The 24,795-nt window shown below is 43.0% G+C and carries 26 protein-coding genes; all 26 read right to left on the bottom strand.

Going from position 1 to position 24,795, the window contains the following annotated elements; all coding sequences use genetic code 11:
* Positions 1-291 precede the first annotated feature (291 nt).
* Positions 292-1,749: a glycoside hydrolase family 1 protein gene (locus IGK63_RS01095; protein WP_016611522.1), complete on the bottom strand. Its 1,458-nt coding sequence runs from the start codon at positions 1,747-1,749 to the stop codon at positions 292-294.
* Between the two features lie 19 nt (positions 1,750-1,768).
* Positions 1,769-3,625 (bottom strand): beta-glucoside-specific PTS transporter subunit IIABC, encoded by a 1,857-nt coding sequence (locus tag IGK63_RS01090; RefSeq protein WP_034872083.1) that lies wholly within the window; start codon positions 3,623-3,625, stop codon positions 1,769-1,771.
* An 88-nt stretch (positions 3,626-3,713) separates the two neighbouring features.
* Positions 3,714-4,529, bottom strand: a complete 816-nt coding sequence (locus IGK63_RS01085; RefSeq protein ID WP_223347153.1) for a PRD domain-containing protein — start codon at positions 4,527-4,529, stop codon at positions 3,714-3,716.
* Between the two features lie 383 nt (positions 4,530-4,912).
* On the bottom strand, positions 4,913-5,407 hold the full coding sequence (locus IGK63_RS01080; protein WP_016611527.1) for a GNAT family N-acetyltransferase: 495 nt from the start codon (positions 5,405-5,407) through the stop codon (positions 4,913-4,915).
* A 277-nt stretch (positions 5,408-5,684) separates the two neighbouring features.
* Positions 5,685-6,680 (bottom strand): tagatose-bisphosphate aldolase, encoded by a 996-nt coding sequence (gene lacD / locus IGK63_RS01075; RefSeq protein ID WP_308810316.1) that lies wholly within the window; start codon positions 6,678-6,680, stop codon positions 5,685-5,687.
* Positions 6,681-6,865: 185 nt separating this feature from the next.
* Positions 6,866-8,035, bottom strand: coding sequence for an SIS domain-containing protein (locus IGK63_RS01070; protein WP_016611531.1), 1,170 nt, complete (start codon positions 8,033-8,035; stop codon positions 6,866-6,868).
* A gap of 179 nt (positions 8,036-8,214) precedes the next feature.
* The gene (locus IGK63_RS01065) at positions 8,215-8,949 is read right to left on the bottom strand and encodes a GntR family transcriptional regulator (RefSeq protein ID WP_005226773.1); all 735 of its coding nucleotides are present in this window, start codon (positions 8,947-8,949) and stop codon (positions 8,215-8,217) included.
* Between the two features lie 214 nt (positions 8,950-9,163).
* Entirely contained in the window at positions 9,164-10,192 is a 1,029-nt protein-coding gene (locus IGK63_RS01060; protein WP_008376454.1) for a PTS system mannose/fructose/sorbose family transporter subunit IID, read from the bottom strand.
* Positions 10,182-10,988: a PTS mannose/fructose/sorbose/N-acetylgalactosamine transporter subunit IIC gene (locus IGK63_RS01055; protein WP_005232623.1), complete on the bottom strand. Its 807-nt coding sequence runs from the start codon at positions 10,986-10,988 to the stop codon at positions 10,182-10,184. The genes IGK63_RS01060 and IGK63_RS01055 overlap by 11 nt, the downstream gene beginning before the upstream one ends.
* A gap of 26 nt (positions 10,989-11,014) precedes the next feature.
* The gene (gene agaV / locus IGK63_RS01050; RefSeq protein WP_005232625.1) at positions 11,015-11,497 is read right to left on the bottom strand and encodes a PTS N-acetylgalactosamine transporter subunit IIB; all 483 of its coding nucleotides are present in this window, start codon (positions 11,495-11,497) and stop codon (positions 11,015-11,017) included.
* Positions 11,498-11,516: 19 nt separating this feature from the next.
* Positions 11,517-11,792, bottom strand: a complete 276-nt coding sequence (gene yajC / locus IGK63_RS01045) for a preprotein translocase subunit YajC (RefSeq protein WP_016611533.1) — start codon at positions 11,790-11,792, stop codon at positions 11,517-11,519.
* A gap of 2 nt (positions 11,793-11,794) precedes the next feature.
* Positions 11,795-12,226 carry a PTS sugar transporter subunit IIA gene (locus tag IGK63_RS01040; protein WP_016611534.1) on the bottom strand — a complete coding sequence of 144 codons (432 nt, stop codon included), beginning with the start codon at positions 12,224-12,226 and terminating at the stop codon, positions 11,795-11,797.
* 457 nt (positions 12,227-12,683) lie between these two features.
* A complete protein-coding gene (locus IGK63_RS01035; RefSeq protein WP_005226765.1) occupies positions 12,684-13,436 on the bottom strand; it encodes a DeoR/GlpR family DNA-binding transcription regulator in 753 nt (250 codons plus the stop codon).
* Positions 13,437-13,595: 159 nt separating this feature from the next.
* Positions 13,596-14,036: a ribose 5-phosphate isomerase B gene (gene rpiB, locus IGK63_RS01030; RefSeq protein WP_016611535.1), complete on the bottom strand. Its 441-nt coding sequence runs from the start codon at positions 14,034-14,036 to the stop codon at positions 13,596-13,598.
* Complete coding sequence (locus tag IGK63_RS01025; RefSeq protein ID WP_194187827.1) at positions 14,033-14,695, bottom strand: ribulose-phosphate 3-epimerase; 663 nt, start codon at positions 14,693-14,695, stop codon at positions 14,033-14,035. Before IGK63_RS01025 ends, rpiB begins: the two co-directional genes overlap by 4 nt.
* Before the next feature lie 27 nt (positions 14,696-14,722).
* On the bottom strand, positions 14,723-15,187 hold the full coding sequence (locus tag IGK63_RS01020; protein WP_194187826.1) for a PTS sugar transporter subunit IIA: 465 nt from the start codon (positions 15,185-15,187) through the stop codon (positions 14,723-14,725).
* Between the two features lie 14 nt (positions 15,188-15,201).
* A complete protein-coding gene (locus tag IGK63_RS01015) occupies positions 15,202-16,575 on the bottom strand; it encodes a PTS transporter subunit EIIC (protein ID WP_016611538.1) in 1,374 nt (457 codons plus the stop codon).
* A gap of 14 nt (positions 16,576-16,589) precedes the next feature.
* Positions 16,590-17,534, bottom strand: a complete 945-nt coding sequence (locus IGK63_RS01010) for a sugar phosphate isomerase/epimerase family protein (RefSeq protein WP_034872084.1) — start codon at positions 17,532-17,534, stop codon at positions 16,590-16,592.
* Positions 17,535-17,955: 421 nt separating this feature from the next.
* Positions 17,956-18,552, bottom strand: coding sequence for an alpha/beta hydrolase (locus tag IGK63_RS01005; protein ID WP_016611540.1), 597 nt, complete (start codon positions 18,550-18,552; stop codon positions 17,956-17,958).
* Positions 18,553-18,565: 13 nt separating this feature from the next.
* On the bottom strand, positions 18,566-19,174 hold the full coding sequence (locus IGK63_RS01000; RefSeq protein ID WP_016611541.1) for a flavin reductase family protein: 609 nt from the start codon (positions 19,172-19,174) through the stop codon (positions 18,566-18,568).
* A gap of 17 nt (positions 19,175-19,191) precedes the next feature.
* On the bottom strand, positions 19,192-20,085 hold the full coding sequence (locus IGK63_RS00995) for a VOC family protein (protein WP_016611542.1): 894 nt from the start codon (positions 20,083-20,085) through the stop codon (positions 19,192-19,194).
* Positions 20,086-20,098: 13 nt separating this feature from the next.
* Entirely contained in the window at positions 20,099-21,061 is a 963-nt protein-coding gene (locus tag IGK63_RS00990; protein WP_016611543.1) for a ring-cleaving dioxygenase, read from the bottom strand.
* Positions 21,062-21,071: 10 nt separating this feature from the next.
* Positions 21,072-21,500, bottom strand: a complete 429-nt coding sequence (locus IGK63_RS00985; protein ID WP_016611544.1) for a MarR family winged helix-turn-helix transcriptional regulator — start codon at positions 21,498-21,500, stop codon at positions 21,072-21,074.
* A gap of 300 nt (positions 21,501-21,800) precedes the next feature.
* A complete protein-coding gene (locus IGK63_RS00980) occupies positions 21,801-22,865 on the bottom strand; it encodes a bifunctional transcriptional activator/DNA repair enzyme AdaA (RefSeq protein ID WP_429972420.1) in 1,065 nt (354 codons plus the stop codon).
* A gap of 296 nt (positions 22,866-23,161) precedes the next feature.
* Positions 23,162-23,680 carry a hypothetical protein gene (locus tag IGK63_RS00975; protein WP_016611549.1) on the bottom strand — a complete coding sequence of 173 codons (519 nt, stop codon included), beginning with the start codon at positions 23,678-23,680 and terminating at the stop codon, positions 23,162-23,164.
* Between the two features lie 6 nt (positions 23,681-23,686).
* Positions 23,687-24,793, bottom strand: a complete 1,107-nt coding sequence (locus IGK63_RS00970) for a glycosyltransferase (RefSeq protein ID WP_016611550.1) — start codon at positions 24,791-24,793, stop codon at positions 23,687-23,689.
* Between the last annotated feature and the right edge of the window lie 2 nt (positions 24,794-24,795).

Here is a 24,795-nt window from a genome sequence, read left to right as displayed (position 1 = left end):
GGGAAAGTGATTGGAGAAATGGTGAAAGTTAACTGATTTAGTATTAAGAAAATATGATAATCAATAGGAATATTTATTAAAAAAATCATAGAAAAGTTTTAAACTCATTTACTAATCAACACATACAAACACCATTGAAATACAAATACGCGACAGCAGTTGAAACTGCTGTCGCGCGCTTTGGGTCTTATGCTTTTAAAAAGCCAAGCATGAGGCACACTCCTACTTGCAACGATTGTCTGAGTTTTTCTGTTTCTATCTTTTTGCTCCCCTGCTCATTCACAGCCTTTTTTATAATTCATCTCCATTAGAAGCAATCACTTTCTTGTACCAATAAAACGAGTCTTTCCGATAACGAGCCAAACTTCCTTGTCCTTGGTCATCTTGATCCACATAGATAAAGCCGTAGCGTTTTGACATTTGAGAAGTTCCGCAACTGATCAGATCAATGCAGCCCCATGGCGTGTATCCCATGAGATCAACACCGTCTTTAACGGCTTCGCGCATTTGTTCAATGTGTTTTTTTAAATAATCGATTCGATACGCATCGTGGACTTCCCCATTGACTAACTCATCTTTCGCTCCTAATCCATTTTCACAAACAAATAAAGGTTTTTGGAAACGATCATATAATTTGATCAATGATATTCTTAACCCAATTGGATCAATTGGCCAGTCCCATTGAGAGAGCTCTAAATATTCATTTTTAATTGGGCTATCAAAAGTACCTGCTAATTTAGATGCATCTTCTCTCGCCTCCGCAACATGAGACATATAATAACTAATGGCCACAAAGTCCACTGTCCCCTCTTTAAGGATATCCGCGTCTTCTGGTCGGATATCGATGGACAAGTCATTCTCTGAAAAGTAGCTATAAATATAGCTAGGATAATACCCCCGTGCTTGAACATCTGGATAAAACATATTCAACTGGTTGGATTTCACTGCTTGCAGTTGATCTTCTGGCTTTGTCGTATGTGCATATGCTTCTATTTGATTGATCATACACCCAATCTCTACATCAGGAATAATTTCTTTCGCAGCTTTTACAGCCAATGCGCTTGCCAAGAATTGATGGTGAGACGCTTGATATGCCGCTTGCAATGAATCATCCACTAAATCTTCTAAGATCCCCGCCCCTGTATATAAGCTATTAAGATTCATATTCATTTCATTGAACGTGATCCAATACTTCACCTTATTTTTATAGCGTTCAAGAATGACTCGGGCATACTTCTCAAACAAGGGAACTAGCTCACGACTGATCCATCCGTTGTACTTCTTCGTCAGTTCGATCGGCATTTCATAATGTGACATCGTTACCAAAGGCTCAATACCATATTTCGCACACTCATTGAAAACAGCATCATAAAAAGCTAGTCCTGCTTCATTCGGCTCATCTTCAAGTCCCGTGGGGAAAATCCTCGCCCATGAGATTGATAAGCGAAAACATTTAAATCCCATTTCTGAAAATAAAGCAATATCTTCTTTGTACCGATGGTAAAAATCAATGCCCCAACGTTTTGGGAAAAGATAATGTTCAGGATGCATCGCATACTCAGCTAACTCTTTTGAAGTAACGTTAAAAGTAAAATTATTTACTTTTCCAGAAGCATAAGGGTCTTTGTATGCGGCAAAATCTGAAGTGGATAATCCTTTTCCGCCTTCTAAATAAGCACCTTCGATTTGGTTAGCAGCGGTAGCTCCTCCCCATAAAAAATCATCTTTAAATCCTGTAAATTTTTTCATTATTTTCTCTCCTTTTCTATTATTGAATGCACATCATCAAGCGCGATGTCGTTGACTCCACATGCCTATCTCCAGTAATGATCACGTCTAAAAATTCTGAGCTATTGGTCACAATGATCATTGTTGTTAGATCATACCCACTTCTAGCTATTTTTTCTAAGTCAAACCTAATGATGGGTTGTCCTTTTTCGACTGTTTCGTCTGCTGCAACAAGATAATCAAAAGATTCGCCTTGCAGCTTGACAGTATCGATCCCAACATGGATCAAAAGATCGACACCTTCTTCTGAACGTATTCCTACCGCATGCTTCGTCGGAGTCATCATCGTGATTTTCCCGGAAAATGGTGCGTAGACTACGCCTTCTTCTGGAAAAATTGCTACCCCTTTTCCCATTAGCCCTGTTGAAAATGTCTCATCTGCAACGGTCGCTAAATCTCTGACCTCGCCTTCCATAGGAGAATAAATTTCAATTGGATATTTGGTTTCAACTGCTATATTGGTCGTTTTTTCTGATGCTTTTTCTGATGCTTCTTCTTCAAATCCCAAAAACATTGTTAGAACAAACGAAACGACAAAACTAGCGATATAACCGATCAGCGCATAAATAAAATTATTCGAATCCTGAATAATGTATGTTGGTAAAGCAGTAATACCAGGAATAGAAAATGCGGTCACTTTGACAGCAAAAAAGCCAAAAATCGTTCCTCCTACAGCGCCCCCTGCCAATGAGGCATAGAAAGGTTTCTTCAAGCGCAACGTTACGCCATAGATAGCTGGTTCAGTAATTCCGAAAATTGCAGGAATCAGAGTAGAAAATGCCAAAGATTTCGTGGTCGCTTTTTTCGCCTTCAAAGCTACCCCTAAAACAGCTCCAGCCTGTGCACTATTCGCAACCAAATTCATCGGCAAAAGCATAATATCGTAGCCTAATTTTTGAAGACTAGCAAATGTTCCAGGAAAGAAAGCATAATGCATACCTGTTATGACGATCAGCGGCATCAGTCCTCCCATCAACAAGCCCGCTAAAGGACCTGCAACGGTGAACAACGTGGTAAAGATTTCTTCTAAATATTTACCTAAAAAATTTCCTAGTGGTGCAACGATCGCTAATAGAATCGGTGCCGTGACTAGTAAGGTCAACATTGGACTAAAAACGATGTTAACTGTTTTAGGAACTACTCGATCCATCCATTTATTGATATAGCTCATAAGAAGTACACCTAAAATAATCGGTAATACCGTAGAAGAATAGTTATTTAATGGAATGGCTAGACCAAATAACGATAATGCACTTCCTCCTTCTGCCGCACCATTGATCAGCGTGGGATACATGAGGATCGCTGCTAATGCAGCAGCCAGCGACTCTTTCGTCTGAAATTTTCTAGCTGCTGTGATAGCAACAAAGAAAGGCAAGAAGTAAAATACCGCATCTGAGAAGATATTCAATACTTCATAGGCAGAGCTCTCTGGTGAAAGCCACCCAACTACAACGAATAATGCCATGAGACCTTTGATCAAACCTGACCCGATGATTGCAGGCATCAGTGGCGTGAAGATTCCACTAATCACATCGAAAATTTTATCTAAGAAGTTCATTTTCTTATTCGAAGACCCTTCCATAGTAACCTCTTCCCCTAATTGATCGGCAACTTCTTTGTAGACTTCAGCCACCTTGGCACCAATGATCACTTGATATTGCCCCCCACTAAATTGACTGCCGATCACTCCTGCTAATTCATTGATCTCATTCTTTTCTACTTTCGAATCATCTATCAAATTAAATCGTAAACGGGTAATGCAATGCCAGCTTTGGGATATGTTACTTTTTCCACCAACTAAGGCAATGATTTTTTTCGCTAATTCTTTATTTTCCATTGTTGCTCCTCCTTTACTAAAGAAAAAGCCCAAGTGAAAAAAACTTCCACTTAGGCTTATGCTCTTTTCTAGATAACACACCTTATCTTTATTTAGTTGTAATTCGTTCAATATGAATGACTAAATATACCAATTCATCCTCAGAGATTTTCCAATGGTACTCTCTATCCAGCATATCTTTAATGAGCAGACCACAGGCATAACTTTTCATATATCGTTCCTGAATCAGTTCACGTATTTGCTCGTCCATCTTCAACGACGTTTTTTTGTTTTTTTGGCGCATAATGAAATAACGAATATGAGTAATAAATCGTGAATAATCTGCTGTTGTTTTATCTAAGACTGTTCCATAAAGGATTTGGACGATTTTAACAATTTTTTTGATCACTTCTGTTATTTGCAATGTATCTGCCATATTCGACTGATCAATCTGTCCATTCACAAAATGAAGCGCAATAAATGCTGCTTCCTCTGGCAATAATTGCACAGCTAACTCTTGTTGAATAAGTGCCAACGCTTGCTTACCGATTTGATATTCTTTGTAATATAGATGAGGAATCTCCCATTTGATGGGATTTTCATTTTCTACCGAATTGTTCAACGAAAAAGTTAAATGGTCTGCTAAAGAAAACAACAATCCGGTACCAAACTTTTGATTTAATTCTGCTTCCCCAAGATCAATAATTTTTGCTGCAATACTTAATACTTCCGGCGTATAATTCTCTATCTTATGGCTATGCTTCTCCTCTTCATTGGGAGTAAAAATTTTACTGATCAATGCTTCATCAACCATGTCTCCACGTTTCTTTTTAAACCCAATTCCTGTCCCAAATAAAACTTTCTCAGTCCCTTGATCATCTCGTACCAAAACAATATTGTTATTCAGTGTTTTTACTATAGTCATCATTTCCACCTCCTTAAAGACAAAAAAACACCAAACCTAAAACGAAGCTTCCTGCGCTGTTACGCGAAGAATAACTTTGCTTTTGGACTTGGTGGTGCCTGACTTGTTTATCAGTAACACTCCTGCATCTTTGACAACATCGTACTATCTACAAAAGAAAATGTCAACCCTTACATTTTCCTTAAAATCGATGACTATACAAATCGATAAGGGCACCAAGTCGCAGTATTAGTTATAAAAACCAACGATTTTTTATAGCTACTTTTTCGTAATGTTTACTCATTTATTTAGGATTGTTTTCCAGAAAATCTAATTTAATAAGGAGGTTTTTTAAATTTTCATAACCGAATAATTTGTTATTTCATTCTTGCTTCACCTGTTGTTTAAGAATTTCTGATCTTTTTCTCAAAGCAGACCACACTTACCTTCTGATCACTGACTGTTGTCACGGCTTTTCGTGTCTCTTTAAATCCTTGACTCTCCCAGAAAGATCTACCGGCTGTGTTTTCTTCAATAACAGCGAGAGAAACGAGAGAAATCCCTTTTAAGCGCCAGTCTTGTTCTACTTGCTGATAAATAGCTTGCCCGTGTCCCTTACGCCTTTCGCCAACCAGCAGCAAGCCAATATACGCAGTGCCCTCTTGCGGATAATCAACAAGATAATCCATGATAGCAATAGGTTTTTGATCATAATAAATAATAGAAAATACCTTTTGCTCTTGAGCCACAGATGGCGGTAGAACAGTCATGTCCCGCATGAGTTGTTCGATGGAAGGTGTCTCTTTCGTTAAAGCAAAATAGGCCTGGTTTTTCTGATAAATACTATAGGCAGCTTGTTGGTTTTCTGACGTGACGGAATGAAACGTATACACGTTCATGAATGCTCCTTTATTGTAGGTTTATTGAACCTTATTTCGACCAAAAGTGAAGCAAGTGGATTTGATGGCTTTTACTGCTAGTTTATCCTATTCAATTCCCCTTGTAAATTACTCTCTAAACCTCTTCCTGTTTACGTTTCATTCCTACGATGATAACCGAACTTGTCAAGGTATAAAAAAGACACCCTAGAGCCTTAAGTCAGAAGCCTGCACTTCTTCTCAAAAGCCCTTAAGATGTCTGATCATTGGCCATTTCTCTTGTCAAACAGCGAAAAAACTATTCTTCGACCGTAACTTTGTCCCACCAAGAAGTAGCGGTCTTTTGGATCACTTCATTCAAGTCTTCGATGTGCTGTTTTCCGGTACTTGCTAGCCATTCTTTGGCTGCTTCTGTTCCTTGTTTTACAAAGGGTTCAACGCCATCTTTCCACGTTGCCCGGCCGCACAAGACGCCATTGAAGGTGGAACCGGCTTCTTTGGCAAAAACCAGTGTTTCTTGGAATAAGCTGGCTGATACGCCTGCACTGAGAAAAATAAACGGCAGATGCGTTGCATCGCTTTGCGCTTTGAAATACGCGGCGGCTTCTTCCTTGGTATGCACGGCTTCTTCCTTGGCAAAATCTGCCACATAATTCATGTTGACTGGTACTTCCACCTTTAACACATCGACTTTGTACTGTGGTTTTGAAAATTCCTTCATCAATCCGATGACTTTTTCTGGTTTGCGTTGCGCATATGCTTTTGAGTCGACTTCAGGCAACTTAGCATCATAGGAAAGAACTTCTAAAAAGAAGGGCAGATCAGCGGCTTGGCATTCGCTGCCGAGTCGTTCCACAAAGACGTGTTTCAACTGATTGATCTGGGCATCTTCATCTACATCATAATAAAGCAAAAATTTGATGGCATCGGCGCCTGCTGCTTTTAATCGCTCAACTGACCATTCCCCTAATAAATCAGGCAAACGTCCCGGCGTAGTCGCATCATAGCCGGTTTTTTCATATGCCAGCAAAAGCCCCGCCTCTGGATCACGGCTTTGCGCAGCTGCTAACCCATATTCTGGATCTAATAAAATAGAAGATGCGTAAGGGGTCAATTCTTGTGAGACTAGCTTTTTAAACTGGCTGATTTTTTCTGCGTCAGCCTCCACGCCAAGTGCTGCCATCATTTTTTTCAAGGCACCACGTTGGTCGATCGCTAAAGCCGCGATTACTCCTTCTTTCGTTGACAGGCGATCCATCGCTGCTTTTTTGGCTTTCGTTACGGTTGCTTTCATTAAAATTCCTCCTTTTTTGTCCATGCCAAAGAATCAACCGCTTTCACTTTTTTCAGTGTTGGCGAAACGGTTGTCAGCATGTATAAAAATGTCTATTGATGAAGCCGTTCGACTGATTGACCACCGCACGTATCGACTTCGTACACGAAAAGATACGTGCTCGTGATGGTCTTTCTCAGTCATCGTTAGTTGTTATACGGATGAATCGTCACGCCTTTGACCACCCGATTGACGGTACGCGTTGGCGAAGGGGTATCCGGTGTATTCCCGACTTTGATCGATGCCAACAGTGCGATCGTTTGCGCAAAAACAATGTCTGCTAAGGCAAGATAGCCATCTGGCAGTGAAGTGTCATCTGGAAAGAAAAAGTTTGTTCCTGAAAAATTCACAGCTGCCGGCTGTCCGATGGCGGTCACTGCGACGGCGATGCCGTCACTCTTTAATTCTTCCAACATATCAAGATCATACTGCCGCGTGTAGGGCGTATTGCTGACAAAGACAAAGACGAGGGTTTGATCATCTACGAATGATTTTGGTCCATGACGGAAGCCCATCGAAGAATCGAACACGGTGGCGATTTTTCCCGCAGTCAGTTCCAATACTTTTAGCTGTGCTTCCCTGGTCAACCCCGACAACGTGCCTGAACCAAGGTAAACGATTCGCTTAAAGGAACGGTCCGTCAGTACTTGGAGTTCTGTTTCTCTGTCGATCACTTCTTGCCCCAACCGGCTAAGGGTTTCAACATAATGCCCTTTTTCCGCCAGAGGCGTCTGGTCAAAAATCAGCAGTGCCGAAAGGGCCATGCAAGAAAAGCTTCCCGTCATCGCAAATCCAGCATCATTTGACCTCTCAGGCATCAATAACAGATAACTCGCTTCATCAGCGGCAGCTTGTTGTGCCAAAGATCCGTCGGCTGCACAAGTGATCGTCAAATGATAGCTGTCGGCAACAAATTGATCGACGATTTTGACCGCTGCTAAACTTTCTGGTGAATTGCCGCTTCTAGCAAAAGAAACGAGCAGTGTTGGTTCATCCGCAAATAAAACTTGTTCTGGAGCTGCGACAATATCCGTCGTAGCAATACTTTCAAAAAGATAATCCGCAGTTGCGCCGGTCTTATTCAAGTAAGGAACGATCGTATCTCCAACATATTGCGACGTCCCCGCTCCCGTGAAGACCACTCGGATTCGTTTGTCCGTCTTTTGCTTGATGGTACGTAAGAAAGTCGCGATCGCCTCTTGCTTTTCTTGATAGATCGTCAAGGTTTCTTGCCAAAGTTCTGGCTGTTGTTTGATTTCTCTTGTTGTAATATCCGCACCTAATTCTGCTAATTCCTTTGTTGACAGTTGAAACATCTTTCTTCCTCCTAGCTACTGTTTTTCCAGTATGTATTCCCAGTGACGGTGCGAGGAGCGCTTGTCTTGGATGAATGCTTAGCGATCACCCAAAGGGCAAACTTCCTCGACCTCACTGGTTTTGAATACATGCCTTTTCTTTGCTCGAGTGGATCATTTCAGACTGTCTAGGAAATGCGCTACTCGTCGTTACGCAAGTGGCGGACTTTGTATCTAAATTGGTCTGCTCGAGCAACACTCAAGGTGTATTCGATCACTTCATTTTCAATATTGAACGTGCTGCGTACCAGGTTCAACACCGGCGCACCTTCGTGGATTTTTAGCAATGCCGCATCTTTCGCACTGGCAATGCTGGCAAAAAATTCTTCGTCCGCGAGGCGGATCACTTGATGAAAGTCTTCATGAAATATATCGTACAATGGTTTTTGCTCGATCATCTCACTCGTTAAATGCATGAAGCGTTTGACGGGCAGATAAGAACGCTCGATCATCATCGGTTGGCCATCAGCAAGACGCAATCGTTTTAACTTGTAGATCGGCTCGCCAATGGAAACTTGCAACTGAGTGGCAAAATATTTTGTCGCTTCCATTTTTTTGAATGCCAATACTCTAGTTTCTGGTTGTTTCCCTAGTGCTTTCATCTGTTCGGTAAAACTATACGAACCTGATAAATTGGTTGCCTGCTTGCGGATATCCGAGACAAAGGTGCCTTTGCCATGTTGGCGATAAATATAGCCTAATTTTTCTAACTCCTGTAGAGCCAAGCGAACGGTGGTCCGACTTAACCCGTAGCGCTTTGACAGTTCTCTTTCTGAGGGAAGCATCGTGTCTGCTTCCATTTCATTTTCGATTTTTTCAATCAGTAAATTTAACAATTGATCGTATAATGGTTGTCGATTTTTATTGATATTCATAAGCCCCTCCAAACTGGTTACTACCACATAACGAGTGTACTATTTCCCGATAGGCGTGTCAAACAATCGTCTACAGGGGCTCTGTTTCCTGAGCTTGCATCTCTTCACGTAGGAAAATGAACCAATTGCCAGCACGAGCTAAGCTAAAAAGTCAGCTTTTGCTTGCTTAGCAAAACTCCTCCTACGGTTTGCGCCGTTTCTTCTGCTAGCTTGCTTATTGCGGCCAAATGGATGGATACAGACCAAAGCCAGAACCGATCAAGCCGATCACTAGCAGCAAAGCGATACATTTCAATGGCGTCCAGCCGCGTTTTGATAAGAAGAAATACAGCATCAGTGTGATGGTCAATGGAATCACTTGCGGCAAGATCCCATCGAGGATTTTTTGAATATCGATCGTCACGGGCACTTCGTTGACTTTGTTAAACGTCAATTCATATTTGCCGTTAGCCAATTCGTTGACCGCCGCATTTTCTTGCAGTGTGTCGGTCAATTGTCCATTCTCATCCGTGGTATACAGCATGTCTTCGTAAGCGGCAATGGCTGCTTGATCATCCACGATCGTCGTCGCTTGTGTCACTTCATTGGTAGTACCGTTAGGGATCTGAATATCCAAAGACGTCGCCCCATACACGCAGGTCAAGGAACCGACAACAAAAATTCCTAAAATACTCGCTGCTCGAGTGAACTCTTTGGCATTTTCCGTTAAGATCCCAATCGCATCTGTCCCTAAACGATAGGACCAATGCATCAAGAAGAACCGTAAACCAAATTGGGCCGCATTGAATACCAGTAAGAAAATAAACGGTGCAGCGATGTTGCCGTTGATCGCCATATTGGCTGTGATACCAGCTGTTATCGGTACCAGAGTGAACCAGAATAACGCGTCACCGATCCCGCCTAGCGGTCCCATCGCGGCGACTCGCACTGCCCGAATCATGGGAATATCGGCTTTGTTTTGTTCCATCGATAGAATGATCCCCATCACAAAGTTCACGAGGAATGGATGAGTATTGAAAAACTCTAGGTTATGGCTCATTGAAGCAGCCAAGTCCTTTTCATTTTTGTGGATCTTTTTCAATCCCGGTAAAATACTGAATAACCAGCCTCCTGCTTGCATTCGCTCATAGTTGAAAGAGGCTTGTAGAAATAAGGAACGCCAGACCATATTGTTCAAGGTCTTTTTATCCAGTTGTTCTGCGGGCGCTTGTTCGCTATAAGAATCGGGAATATTATATGCCATCTTCATCGCCTCCGAAATCATAGGTATTGGCTGTTGCTACTTTAAATTTGGACTGGATTTGATAATCCCAAAAGGCTAATGCAAAACCGATAAAGGCTAGAATGATCAAGGCTGGTCCTTGCAAGGAAGGTGCCGCCATTACGATCGTGGCTAAACCAAACCCCATAAAGAAGAAGCCCCACATTTCTTTGGAAACCATCACTTTTAGTAAAATCGCAAAACCGACATACCGCATCATGCCCCCAGCTGCGCCGAGCCCACCCATCAACCATTGAGGGATCGCTGCGACCGCCTGATTCCCGAAGGCAGCACCGCCGATAAAGAATAAGACCACAATCAAGCCGAAGATCGTTCCAAGACCCACCATCGCTAAATAATTGATCCGGTCAATGCCCTTCGTATTGGCATCATGGGCGTAGCTGTCAGCTTTTGACATCACTGGCGACATTAGTGAGAAGATAATCGTCACCCCATATTGCCCCAGCAAAGAAAACGGAATCGCCGTAGCGACGGCCACTGTCGGTTCCAGCTGCAGCGTGATCGCTAAGATTGCTGCCATAATTCCGCCAATCACCGCATTTGGCGGTTGCGCGCCGCCCACCGGCATATTGCCGATCGTCATTAACTGATAGGTTCCGCCAACGATCAAGCCGGTTTGAAGATCTCCAAGAATAAGTCCGATAACCATCCCGGTAACAATGGGCTGGTACAATGATTCTAAAAAACTAAATTGATCGATTGCGGCAATGAATGTAACTATGAAGACTAAAATGATTTGAAAAATCGTGTAATCCATTTTCTTTCTCCTTCCTTATCTCTGCATCACTGAAATAATTTCTTTTCATCTTCAACAGGTGTCGTTGGAACCCGCTGAATCACTAATTGCACCCCCATTTCCTTCAGTTTTTTAAAGGCATCGACATCTGCTTCATCGACGGCAACTGTCGTAGCAACCTGTCTTTTCCCTTCTGACATATGCATATTCCCAATGTTGAGTTTCTTGATTGGCACCCCACCTTCAGCTAATTTCAACGCATCTTGAGGATTTTCAACCACCATGAAAATCTTTTGTTTTGGCGATGCTTTATGAATGATCTCGATGGTTTTTTGAATCGAGAAATACCTCGTTTGGACGCCAGCTGGCGCCGCCATATCCATCAACCCTTGTCTGACTTTGTCTTTGGCGACCTTATCATTTGCCACTAAAATTAGATTTGCTCCCAACGTACCGTTCCATTGGGTGGCAACTTGCCCATGAATCAATCGATTGTCGATTCGCGTCAATAAAATATTTGGTTCTCCCATAAATATGTCCTCCTTCTATTTACTGCATGATTTCTGCAACCGCACTACGTTCTACTTCGATCACCGTTCCCGATTTCACCCTTAGATCCACTGTCTCTTTCCCAAGTGCTTGAATCTCCCCAATAATGCCGCCGTACAATTTGATTTTCTGTCCCTTTTTCAAGGACTGCTGCAATTCAGCGAAATAGCCTTTTTGCTTTTTCAGATTTTTCCCATTCAAGAAAGAAGAGACCGCCAAAAAGAGAAAGAGAAAAACAAGCACCACGATTGAGGCTGCTAAGATCATTTCCCACATCGTTAAATCCCTTCTTCCTCATTGATTTCCTCATGGCCTTTGATCTTTCCGTGAAAAATACCGCTCTTGCCAATCTCTGCTAGTTCTTGACAAAAACGCTCTGGATCAGTTGCCGTATATCTAGTCAACGAACCTTCTACTAGCATCAGTAGATTGCTGCCACCGATGACTTCGACTTGCGGGTCGTCATTGGCAGCGGTCATCGCAACATTAAAAGGAGTCCCGCCCACAAGGTCTGCACAAATCACGACCCCATCACAGGTTTCCTTTAATTGATCGATTGCTCCTTGCAACTCTTTTTCAAAGTCAGCTAACGGATTTTCCTCTAAAAATGACACTGCTAGAAACTGTTCTTGCGGCCCTGCAATCATCGCAAGCGCATTTTCCATCCCTTGCGCAAATCCTCCATGACCTGTTAAAACCAAACCAAGCATCTTATGTCCTCCCCTTACTCTCAACTGGTAGTAACCACATATCCAATATAAACGCTTTCATTTTGTCTGTCAACAATTTTTTGTTTTTATATAAAAATGTCTTTGTTATCTTTAAATACGAAAAATGGCGCCAAAACAATGATTATCAATTAATAACCCAATTGATAAAGGTATTGAAATCCATCAAGGGAACGACCTTAATGTTATTTTTAACAAGTACGTTCACTGGTTTTTGAGTCTTGGTATCTAAAGAACCACAAGTCACTCCGCCATTCATCGATACAACAATCAACGTTGTTAAATAAAGGAACTTTCAACAAATCTGCTTCCATAATAAAAAAACCAGCTAGGTATAATCCCTAACTGGTTTTGATCATCACCAAACTCATTTTCCATTATGCGTTTTATTAAATTGTATCTCCAACATTGCCAATACCACTCAGATGCCATCCTGTTTTTAGTTCGGATAGATGATTTGCGTCAGTTCTCCAATCTTATCGTTATAAGCATCAGAAATAATGACAACGTCTTCTGTACTAAAAGCTTTTACCGCGGCGACTTGTCCATATTTCGAACTGTCACACAATAAATAGGCGGTTTTGGCATTATTTAGAATTTCACGCTTTTTGTTCGCCTCTACCAAGTTGGGCGTGCTTACACCTTTTTCAGCATCAATACCATTAGCACCTAAAAAAGCCGTTTGAAAGTTAAACGTTTGTAAATTTGCATCCGTCAATGGACCATTCAAGGATGAAATAACGGGATTGTATCGGCCACCAAGAAGTAAAATCTCGGCAGGAGTTTCTTGTTGAATTGTAAAGACACTCGTATTGGTAGTAATAATCGTGATTTTTTTATTAATGATTTTATGCAGTAACGCTGTACAAGTCGAACCAGAATCTAGGTAGATCACATCACCATCGTGAACCAACTCAGCAGCCAAAGTAGCGATCGCTTCTTTCTCTTGGGAATACAAAGCAGCCTTAGCTGCAATCGGCATTTCGGAAGCCGTTGAACAAATCTTCACTGCGCCACCAGCCAACAATTCAACTCTTCCTGATTTTTCTAATTCTTTTAAATCCCGCCTCAATGTTGAGATAGAAACAGTAGGCAAAATGCTTTGCAATTGCTCTATTTTTAACAGTTCATCTTGAGCCAAAGCTTCTAAAATTTTTTCTTGTCTTTCATATGGAATCATAGCAACCTCCATTAATTGGTCAACTTCACTTTTTTTCAAATTATACCATACTTTTTCTCTCGGTATGAGCAAGGACTTTCATTGTTCGTCAATTTGATCTCGATTATGGGATAAATTTCTCGTTAACAAAAAAAGACGAGGATTCGCTAATGCGAATCCTCTAACCTTTGATCATTCTACTTCTAACTGACCAATCATTGCTACCCGTTTTTGGTGACGACCACCTTCAAACTCAGCAGCCAGCCATTCCTTAGTAATCATTTTCGCTAGTTCGACGCCCACGACGCGCGAACCAAACGCCAATACGTTGGTATTGTTATGCTCTTTTGAGAGCTTAGCACTATAGGGTTCGCTGCACACCACGGCTCGGATGCCCTTGATTTTGTTGGCAGCAATTGAGATACCAACGCCTGTGCCACAAATCAAGATTCCCAAATCACACTTTTGGGTTACCACCGCTTCTGCAACAGTCGCCGCATAATTGGGATAGTCAACGCGTTTATCACTTTCTGTCCCAAAATCCTGTACCGTGTGCCCTAACGACTCCAAATAGGTGATGATATCAGTTTTTAATTCAAACCCAACATGATCACAACCGATTGCTAGTTTCATGCTTGATCCTCCTCTTTATATATTGAGATCAGTTCTTGATACGATTCTTCTTTTCCAAAAAGAGCGGAGGTCCCTAAAACAAACCCATCAACACCTAAGGCGCTTAAGCGAGTCATTACGGCAGGCGAAATCGCTCCATCTGCCATTAATTGGTAGAAATAACGTTCCTTAACTGCAGCAAGCTGCTTTATTTTTCCTTCCACATGTGTCAAATACGCTTGACCTGAAAAACCGGGATCAACAGTCATTACCATCACGTAATCGATCAATGGCAGCAGTTCTTCAATCATTGCAACACTTGTTCCAGGATTGATGACGATTCCGGCTTGTTTTCCCTTTTGCTTAATTTTGTTGATAGTTCTTGTAGGATGGCGATCTGCTTCCGGATGAAAATAAATGATATCTACACCTATATCCGCAAATTTCTCTACATACGCTCCCGGATCTTCAATCATCAAGTGGACATCAACTAAGGTTTCTGACCATTTGCAAATAGCTTCGATATCTTGAAGTCCCATACCAAAATTTGGAACAAATCGTCCGTCCATAACATCAAGATGAAAAATATCGATTTTCGCCGCTTGTAAAGCGGCAACCTCGTCCTTTAGCATTGAAAAATCAGCACACATCATAGATGGACACAAGATTTTTTTCTTCAAAACACTACCTCCTGTCAGCAAATGCTCTCACTCATTAATAACGCCAATCGCTTGTCCACAACGCCCTTGCTTCTCTGTAATCACTAAGGTTCGCTGTGCGGAATTAGTGAAAACAACGATTACATCCGTTTCTTTGCCCTGTGATGCCAGAAACGGAAAATCAACGTTTGCCAGCACACTCTCGGCAGTAACTTTGTCACCTTCAGAAACTCTGGTATCGAACCCTGCGCCATTTAGCTCCACAGTATCGATCCCAATATGGACTAGAACTTCTAAGCCATTTTTGGCTTTTAACGAAATCGCATGTTTTGTAGGAAACACAGAGACCACTGTTCCTTCAATCGGTGCTGTAACAAGATCATCTGTTGGTACCACAGCAAACCCATCGCCTAATAGTTTGGTTGAAAACATCTCGTCCTTCACTTGTTCAATACTTTTCACCACGCCATTAGCTGGTGCATAAATAATATTTTTCTTCTTAAATAACCCCATATTCCCCCTGCTTTCTACGCCAATGTCTCGTCTCGATTGGTAAATACAAATGCTAAGACTGCTGAAACCACCATTGAAATCAGTAAGCCGATCATCGCTTGTATGAAATTCGAGGAAGTTGAGCCTACAAAGGCGGGAAAAGTGGTGACACTACCAAAGACAAAGGCATTCGTTACAACTTGCATCAATCCTAAATAGGCACCACCCACAGCACCACCAATAATTTGCGCTAAGAAAAGTTTTTTATTTTTTACAAGTAAGCCGAACAAAGTAGCTTCGATAATCGCTGATAATGCGATCGTGACTAAGCCAGTTAAAGCAAAGCTTCGCAGTTTTTTATCTTTCGCTTTAAAGTAAACGCCAATCGTTGTACCTATCACGGCGAAGTTACATGCAAAAGTAAAAGGAACGATGTAATCAAAGCCATAGGTTGAAACGTTATTAATCATGATTGGATTGACTGCCCAGTGAATGCCCAAACTTACGAGAACACTCCAACCACCACCAACTAAGATTCCAGTTAGCACACTACTACGCTCGATCAACCAATTCACCACATTAGCGACTGCTTCGCCACTATAGACCCCGATTGGTCCAATAACGATCACTGTCAATGGAACCATAATCGCTAGTGAGACTAAAGGAACGACCACCAATTTTAAAGTCTCCGGTATGTGTTTGTCTAAGAATTTGTAGAGATATGAAAAAGCCCAAATCGAAAGGATGATTGGTACGACAGTCGAATTGTAGTTCATCAAAACGACTGGAATCCCAAAGAACTCCGTCGTTGCACCGTTGCCTGCTCCTCCCATCAATGCAATAAAATCAGGATTGATTAACGCAGCCCCGATCAATGCAGAGATATACGGACTGGCACCAAACCGCCGCGCTGAAGTAAACGCTAACAATACGGGCAAGAAATAAAATACACTCATAGAAGCAACAAATAAAATCGAATAAGTGCCGCTGTCTTCACTGATCAACCCGAGCTGAACAAACAAAATCAGTAGTCCTCTTAAAATACCTGAGCCCGCCAAAACTGGGAGTAGTGGCGCAAAAATAGCAGATACGGCAGAAAAAACATTGCTGATAATACTGCCAGAAGCTTGTTCTTCTGTGGTAGGGCTACCAGCACTTTCGTTACCTTTAACTAACGGCTCAAACTCATCGTAGAGCTTCCCGACTTCTGTCCCAATCAAAAGCTGGTATTGGCCCGCCTTATTAATGACATTGATCACTCCGTCGATATTCTCGACGGCTTGATCATCCGCTTTTGCGGTGTCATGTAACGTTAGACGCAACCGGGTGGCACAATGTGTCATATTGCGAACATTATCCGCTCCGCCTATTTTTTCTAAAATATTTTTTGCCATCACTTTGTAATCCATCTTCCCCACTCCTTTTATTTTGATTGATTTGTTGGTGACAAAAATTCAAGCAGCAACTGATTGGCTGCGACTGCATCGTTTTGATCGATCACAGCTTGAATCGCAGCCAAGCCTAAGTTATCGATCATTTGATCCATTTGTTTGATCATTTTCATGTTTTGTTCGCACTCTTTTGAGGCATGTTCAATTACAGGGAACGTATCAAAATAAATCACACCGTCATAGTTATGCTTTTTGACATAATACAAGAATTCTAATGTTTTGAAGGGTGTTGCTGAACCGATCATCAATCCATCGTCGTTTAACCCATACCCATCATTCAGATGCACCCCGTATAATAACCCTTTTCCAGCGAACAGTTCCGCAGCAAAAGCAGGGTTTTCGTGTTTCATTAGCATGTGGCAATAATCAAGGGTCACACCTACATTTTTGCGGTTGATCTCATTAAGCATCATTCCAGTGACACCCATACTATCAATGAACGCATAGGCTCTTGGTTGAAATGGTTTATACTCGATACTGATTTTCAAATCTGGTGCGTAGTCAGCAATTTCAATAAAGGCATCCCGAATCTGATTCCAAACCTTTTGGTAATTGATTTGAAAACTATAGTCAAAGCCATCAAAACCGAGCCAAATGGTTACGACTTCTCCACCTGCTGCACGACAATAATCAGCAGCTTCTTTGCATAATGTCAAGGCATGCTGCGCAACCTGTGGGTCAGCATTGCCTAATTCACCGTTGATAAACTCTTCTCTGAATCGCAATGCAACACCATTCAATTTCAAATCAGCTTGTCCCAATCTCTCTTTCATTTCAGAGGCAGTCGTCCCACCGACGTGCTCCGGATAATTTAAATCTACGTAATCAAGCCCCAATTCTTTGAATGCGCCAAATACATTGTCTAAATCATTTTCGTAAATCGATAAAAATGAATTGATTCTCGTTGCTAATTTCATCTTCATTCTCCTTAGCCATTTATTATAGACTCAGAATAGCACAAAATTTTTCCATTAACAACCACTTTATTTCATATTATTTCAAATTAATTCATAAAGAAGCATTGTTTCTATTAGAAGAAATACTTCAAAAAATTGATTTATAAGCATTTATTTTGTTAAAACTTCATTTTAGAACTACTTGAAATAAATTGATTTTTTATGGATCGTTTTAAAAAAGTTGTCTTGATTCACTGATTATGCTGATTTGACTCTATTTGTTTCAGAAAAAGGATCATTTGGCAAATCCTTAGTGGGCTGCTATTGAACTAGGCGTCCCTAGTGATATATCTCCTTTCACTCCTTCGAATTGTTTTCACGTGAAACAAAAAAACCTAACCAACCAGCAGGATCGCTGTTTGATTAGGAAATGGGTACTCCTTTATTGTTCGGTCAACCACGTGCGCGAGTGTTCAACTTCTTCATACGTTAACTGATGACTCGGGGTCCAAACGGTTGAAAGGACTGCACCCCGTGAGGTGAAGATCTCTTGGACGTAAGCACTGTCAGCTAGGGAAACGATCGGGTCGTTTCTGCCAAAACTCAGAAACACATGAGTGTCAGGCAAGGAATTCGTTGGTAAATTCTCGACTGGATACATGGCGTGGTAGAGGATCGCTTTTTTAAAGTGGTCACTATCATTTAGTAATAAGCGAATGGCAATGTTGGCGCCATTGGAATAACCCACCAGTACCACTTGCGCTAACGAAAAGTGGTGTTCTTTGGCGGCTTGCCGAATGAAATCGGCTAATTCGTCGCCGCGAAGTGCTAAGTCGGCTTCATCATACACTCCTTCAGCCAGGCGTTTGAAGTAACGGGGCATGCCGTTTTCTAAAACGTTCCCGCGAATACCTAATAGTGATGCTTGGGGATCAAGGGCTTTGCCTACTTCCAGCAACGACTGTTCGTCGCCACCAGTGCCGTGGAGCAGCACCAAAACTGGTGCGTCGGCTGCTCCTTGTTGGTAGATTGCTTTCATCGAAGTTCCTCCTTTAACTTGGTCGTTTGATATCGAAAATCTCCCCAATCGTTGCGTAAGAATTTCCCGCTAGCCGGCTGACTGCTTGTAAGGCACGGGGATCGATCTTGCCATCTTGATAGACATCCTCTGCAATCTGGTAGCCGACGACTTCCAACAATAAGAGATCGGCAGTGGTCTGCTGGTCTTTTTTGATGGGTACGTGTTGATGCAGAATCGTTTCTAAGCGTACATTGGCTTCTTTCAAGCCAGGAACGACAATTGTTTTCGATGTCGTTGTGGTAAATCCAGAAACCGTCAACTCGCTTTGGTCTGCGGGCAATAATGCCGCGGTTTTATTGGCCTCTTGGACATTTGTTTGATCCAAAATATGCACGACGGCTTCTTTTGTCGCCAACAGATTGCGGGCGGTGTCTTTCAGTTCCCCCTCTTTACGCTGGATAGCCAACGAGAGGATCACGGGTTCTGAGCTGACGATGTTAAAAAAACTGAATGGGGCGATGTTGACGATACCATCGGCTGATTGCGTACTGACCACTGCCACTGGCCGTGGAATGATGGAGCCGATCAGTAGTTTATAATTTTCTCGTTGGGTCAAATTCTTGGGATCTAAATAGTGCATACAGCGTCTCCTTTTTTCTAAACCGATAAGTCTGGCAAGCGATCCTCGATCTCTGCACGACGGCTTTCAAATTGGGCTGGCAACATCAACTGCTGTCCTAACGTTTCCAACGGTTCATCAACGAAAAAGCCCGGGGTTTCTGTTGCGATCTCAAAGACGATGTTGCCCCTTTCTTGGAAATAGACGGCTTTGAAATAGTTGCGGTCTTTGATTTCAGTGACTCCGTATCTTTGATCGTACAAGTATTCTTGCCACTCTTTTTGCACTGCTTCCGTTGGCACGGACCACGCGATGTGATGGACGGTGCCGACACCCCAGCGCCCTGCTGGCATTGCTGCATGGGGCACGACGATCTCATGAGCGAGGGTGCCTGCGGTATGAAGATGGGTGCTTTTCTCTGTTTTGTTAAAAATGTTCAGACCTAGATCATCTGCCAGCGTTTGAATGGTCGCTTCTGGTTGTGCCGAAAGCAAGACGGCCCCATGAAAGCCTACAATCGCTGGTGTTTCCGCCGATTCTTCGGCTTCGACTAACGCCAAAGACAGGTCATGCTGATCATGAAGTTCTAACGTTGGCCGATCAAACAATGTACTTTCTTGGACAGTTACTTGATGTTTCGCCAAATGTTCTTGCCAATAGGCACTGCTGCCTTTAGGAATACGAAAGGCGATCGTGCCGACTTGTCCGCTTCCTACTCGTCCAGGATGGGCATTTGCCCAAGGGAAGAAAGTGATGATGGTCCCATTTTCTAACGCTTGATTGCTGTAATAAAGATGATACGTGTAGGGATCATCAAAATTGACGGTTTGTTTGACGAGGCGCAACCCCAACACGTCGCGGTAAAAGGCAACGTTCGTTTGCGGATCGCCTACGATAGCTGAAATATGGTGGATCTGTTGAATGGGTTGCATACTATGTGCCTCCTTAGGCGCGTTTTGTATTGAAGGGTTTGATGACTCCTTCGATGTATTCACGGCGATTTTCTAAAAATGGTGCCAATGATAAGGACTCACCCAATGTTTCGTATGGCTCATCCCCCATGAACCCTGGTTCATCTGTTGCTAGTTCAAAAAGAATATGGCCGATGCGCACATACAAGGATTCAAAATAGTAGCGATCCACATAGCCGGAGTTGGCCAATCCCAAGTTATCAAAGATTTCTTGCCAAACTGCTAATGAGTCGTGGTGAGCTAAACGAAAAGCGACATGATGCACTTCGCCATCGCCTTGTTGTGCTTGCGGGCTCGTGGTATCTTCCACTAAAACGACTTGAGCGCCATTGCCGCCTTCACCGACTTCTAGCAAATAGCGATTGTCTACTTGATCAATGGTTTTGAAATCAAAAACGGATTCCAGCAGCCCTTTGAAATCTGCCAAGTAAGAAACAGACATTTCGACAGGACCTAAGCCATAAATCGCAAATTCAGTAGGAACCGGTCCTTTTTTCCAAGGGGTACCAGCTTTCACGCCAGTATTGTGTTCATCAGAGATCAATTGATAGGCTTGCGTATCAAAATCCCAAAAGCGCAACACTTTTTTCCCAAATTCGGTGGTGATTGCTTCGTGTTTTACCTCAAATTCATCAAAGCGTGCGGCATAATAATCAAGGGCAGCATCACTGGGTACTCGGAAACTGGTGCGGGTGATCGAGTTGGTTCCTTTGCTGCCGCGAGCGGTATTGGGAAAATCAAAGAACGTCATGGTCGTTCCCGGTGTCCCTAAATCATCCGCAAAGTAGGTATGGTACGTATAAATGTCATCTTGATTGACGGTTTTTTTCACTAAACGCATCCCTAACACATCCGTAAAGAAATGGTAATTCCGTTCCACATCACTTGTCATGGCCGTCACATGGTGTACCCCTAATAATTGATCTTGTTTTCTCATTTTCTTTTCCTCATTTCTGATCGTAAGTTATTTTTCGTAAAATTGTTTTTAATTGTTGCAATTCTTCACTGCTGAGTTCGGAAAAACTCGCCGCAATCTTTTGTGCATGACTGGGAAAAATTTTCTCCATCAACGCCCTGCCTGCTTCCGTAATACTGACGTAAGTTACCCGTTGATCTTCTTGGCTAGGTTCCCGGCGCACGCAGCCTTTTTTGACTAATTGATCGACTACATAGGTTGTCGAGCTGCTGGCGATCAAAATTTTTTCCTTGATGGCTTGCGTCGTATGGGTGCCTTTATGGTAAAGCAATTCCAGTACAGAAAACTCTGTAATATTTAAGCCATAACAACGAACATCTTTTTTTGCCACTTGTTCCAAACGACTCGCCGTACGCAGCAAACCGATGTACGCTTTGAGCGCTTCTTCTTGATGCGCCATTTTCCTCACCTCTTTATTTCGAATTCGAGATAATCATAACTTACTTTTTGTAAGTTGTAAAAAGATATGCTTTGGTTGTTTAAGAAAATCATTCAATGCTTATTTTTATAGAGGTTAAGAACGGTTAGACACTAACGAAGGTCCCACCTTTTCTCTATGCCCCCTTCAAATCTAATAAAAAAGCAGAACTCATGAAAGATTCCATAAGTTCCGCTAAATATATATTTTACTGAAGAGGATTCGATCCATTCCATGTACTGATCGATGAAGCGCTGATTCCTACGCATAGTTATCTCTTTTTCAAATCTTTACAGTCGGCTGGGCCTGCTTTTCCAAAGCCAGCAACCACTTTTTGCGTTCGACACCGCCGCCATAGCCGCCGATACTACCATCACTATTGATGACACGGTGACATGGAACGATCAACGCCAATTGATTTTTTCCGTTGGCGTTGGCAACATCTCGGGTGGCTTTTTCATTGCCGATTCGCTGTGCCAATTGTTTGTAGGAGTATGTTTCTCCAATCTTCATCGCCAACAGCTGCTGCCAGACGGCTTTCTGAAAATCGGAGCCGATCAATGCAATTGGAATCGTGAAAACAGTTCGATTTCCTGCAAAATATTCCGTCAGTTCTTGCTTGAGTTGCTGAATGATTGCCGTTTGCTGCGGAATAATCACTGCATTCAAGCGGCTTCTCAAAACAGCGATTTCCGTTTCTAGCCCTCTGCGATCCACGAATTCTAACAAGTAAAGCTGCTGCTGGTCGCTGATTGCCAGCATCGATCCCAGCTTGGTCTCAAGCCAAGCAGAAGAAAGAATCGTTTTTTCGCGGCTGTTGGAAGGCAATTCCCCCATAATCCGGGAAAACGCATCTCGAAAGCCGTTGCCAGAATCGAAGCCGGCTTCTAATTGTGCTTGGATCAGCGGTTCTCCTTCACGAATCTGCTTAAACGCTAACCCTAAACGACGTGCACGGGAATATTCGATAAAGGTCATGCCAAAATATTTTTTAAATTGTCGGCGTGCGGTATTGGGATGGATCGCTAGTGCTTCAAAATCTTTGTCGGTCCACTTTTTCTCTGGGTTACTCTCCACGGCTTCCACCAGGCTTTTCACGTCAGGGGATAAGTGGCTAGGTGAGCTGAGCGGGCGACATCGTTTACAGGGACGATACGCCGCCAGCAACGCTTCTTGTGCCGTCTGAAAAAACTCGCAATTTTTTTTGAGCGGTTTTTTCGCTGGGCAGGTGGGACGGCAAAAGACGCCGGTGGTTTTTACCCCAACGTAAAAAATCCCTTCATATTGGGAATTTTTTTCAATCAGCATGTCGTAATAGTGGTCCCGTTGTCGGCTATCTTCAATCATCTTGCGCATCCCTCCTTCTTTTCTACACTTACAAAAATACTTTGTACCTGTCCTAACACACGACCAACCAATGCAGCAGCCTGCAAAGGCAGGTCGAAAATTTGCCCATATCCTTCTGATGACATACGATCACCCTTTCCTCTGAATGACCTTAGTGTACAAAGAATGGTCTTGACGCATCCCATAAAAATTAACACCAATTTTTTAAAAAGGATCGAAGGCAGTTATCCTCCGATCCTTTTGATTTCCCGTTTGCCTATTTTTCGGCGAATCTTAAAAGCAACGCCTACATGAACCTAGACCGTCGCCTTCTGCTTGACTTGCAGGGCACTTTTTTTCCGCAAGACTCGCTCCAAACGGGGGCGATTATAGCGTTGGATCATGATGAATGGGCAGTTGGCCAATAACGCATAGGCGATCATCACCCAGCCCGCCCACGTAGGATTCCAGAGGAAAAAGAACGGTGCTGGAACAATCAGCAGCCAATGGGTCAGCTCTGCTCGGCGTGTTTCGATGACGAATTTTTCCAGATAGTCCTTTTGTTGCTGAGCCAAGCGAGATTTGTCAAAGCCTTTTTTGGCAATCACAGTGCCGTCGGGCAATTTGTCTTTCCACTGACGAATACGAAATACCTCCGCCCAGATCCTACCGCCTTTTTCAAAGGCAAAAGAATGGAACCAGTTGGTATGACGTTCAAAAAAAGCATCACTGACTTTGCGCAAGCCAAACGAGATGCCTAGATGAAACAGCAGCCAAGCCAAGCTGTCTGTAAAGAGCAAGAGCAGTGGAGATAAGGTGATCAGCGGCATGTGCATCGCCTCCTATAAATTGATTTTTCGTCCTTTCCAGGTCACGGATTTCAACAAATGGGTTTGGATCCATGACCAACCAAATAAGCCTAGGAAAAAAAGAAAGTAACATGGGAAAAAAAGCAGCAAGACTCGGTTGAAGTTGCCGACACGGCGGGCAAAGCACAGAGTTTGTCCAAAATAAGCAGCATAAAAAAGCAGTCCTAGCCAAAGCGGTTCCATCAGAAATGGTGCCGCCAGTACCCCAATGCCGCCGCTGATCCACAAGATGACACCCGCCATGATCAAAGGGTGAGTGAATTGCGAAGCAGTGGCAAAGTCCTTCGTCCAGCCTTGAACAAGTTGACGAACACCAGCTGGATACATCCGAAAGGCCAACAGGTCTTTTCCACCATACAAGGTGATCGGCAAGCGTTTTTTCTTAAAGCGTCTCGCTAATGCTAGATCATCTAAGATTCCTTGTGGCATGTCCTGATGCCCATTGGCTTGAAGGTACGCTGTTTTGCTGCACAAGATACACGGACCAAAGGCGCCGCCGGCTGAGAGTTTTTCGCCTACGATAGAGAAACGGTTCAACCCGACAGGTAAGATGACATTAAAGACGGCAGATAGTTGTTCATACAGGCGCTTCGTTTGATGATAGGGCTGCACCGAGAGCAGGCCTTGTCCCGATCGCTCCTCATACGCAGCGAAAAGGCGCTCTAAGCCATCTTCTGCTAGAAAGAAGGTATCGGCATCCAAAAATAATAGATACTTGCCCACCGCTTGTGAGGCGCCTAACCAGCAAGCCGCCGCTTTCCCAGCAGAATCAGCAGCGGTTTGCAAGACCGTCGCACCGAAGCGCTTGGCGCAGGCGATCGTCTCGTCTTCCGATCCGTCATCAACCACCAAAATCTCCACAGGATAAAGGGTTTGCTGCTGCAAGGATGCCAACAATTGCGGCAAATTTTCTGCTTCATTGCGGGCGGGGATGATGATCGACAATTCTGCCCTCTCCTTCAAGTCTTTGGATGCGGCTGTCTCCTTGCGGGTGGGTATCGTCGGCAGGCGGAAAAAAATCAGCCAGCCTGCCAGCCAAGCAGCGTAAATACCAGCGAGCAGCAGGTACACAGTCATCATCC

It is taken from the genome of Enterococcus sp. AZ040 (assembly GCF_050499185.1).
Taxonomy (GTDB): Bacteria; Bacillota; Bacilli; order Lactobacillales; family Enterococcaceae; genus Enterococcus_D; species Enterococcus_D entomosocium.
The sequence above is the reverse complement of the archived record's forward strand: the minus strand, read 5'-3'. Positions and strand labels throughout refer to the sequence as shown.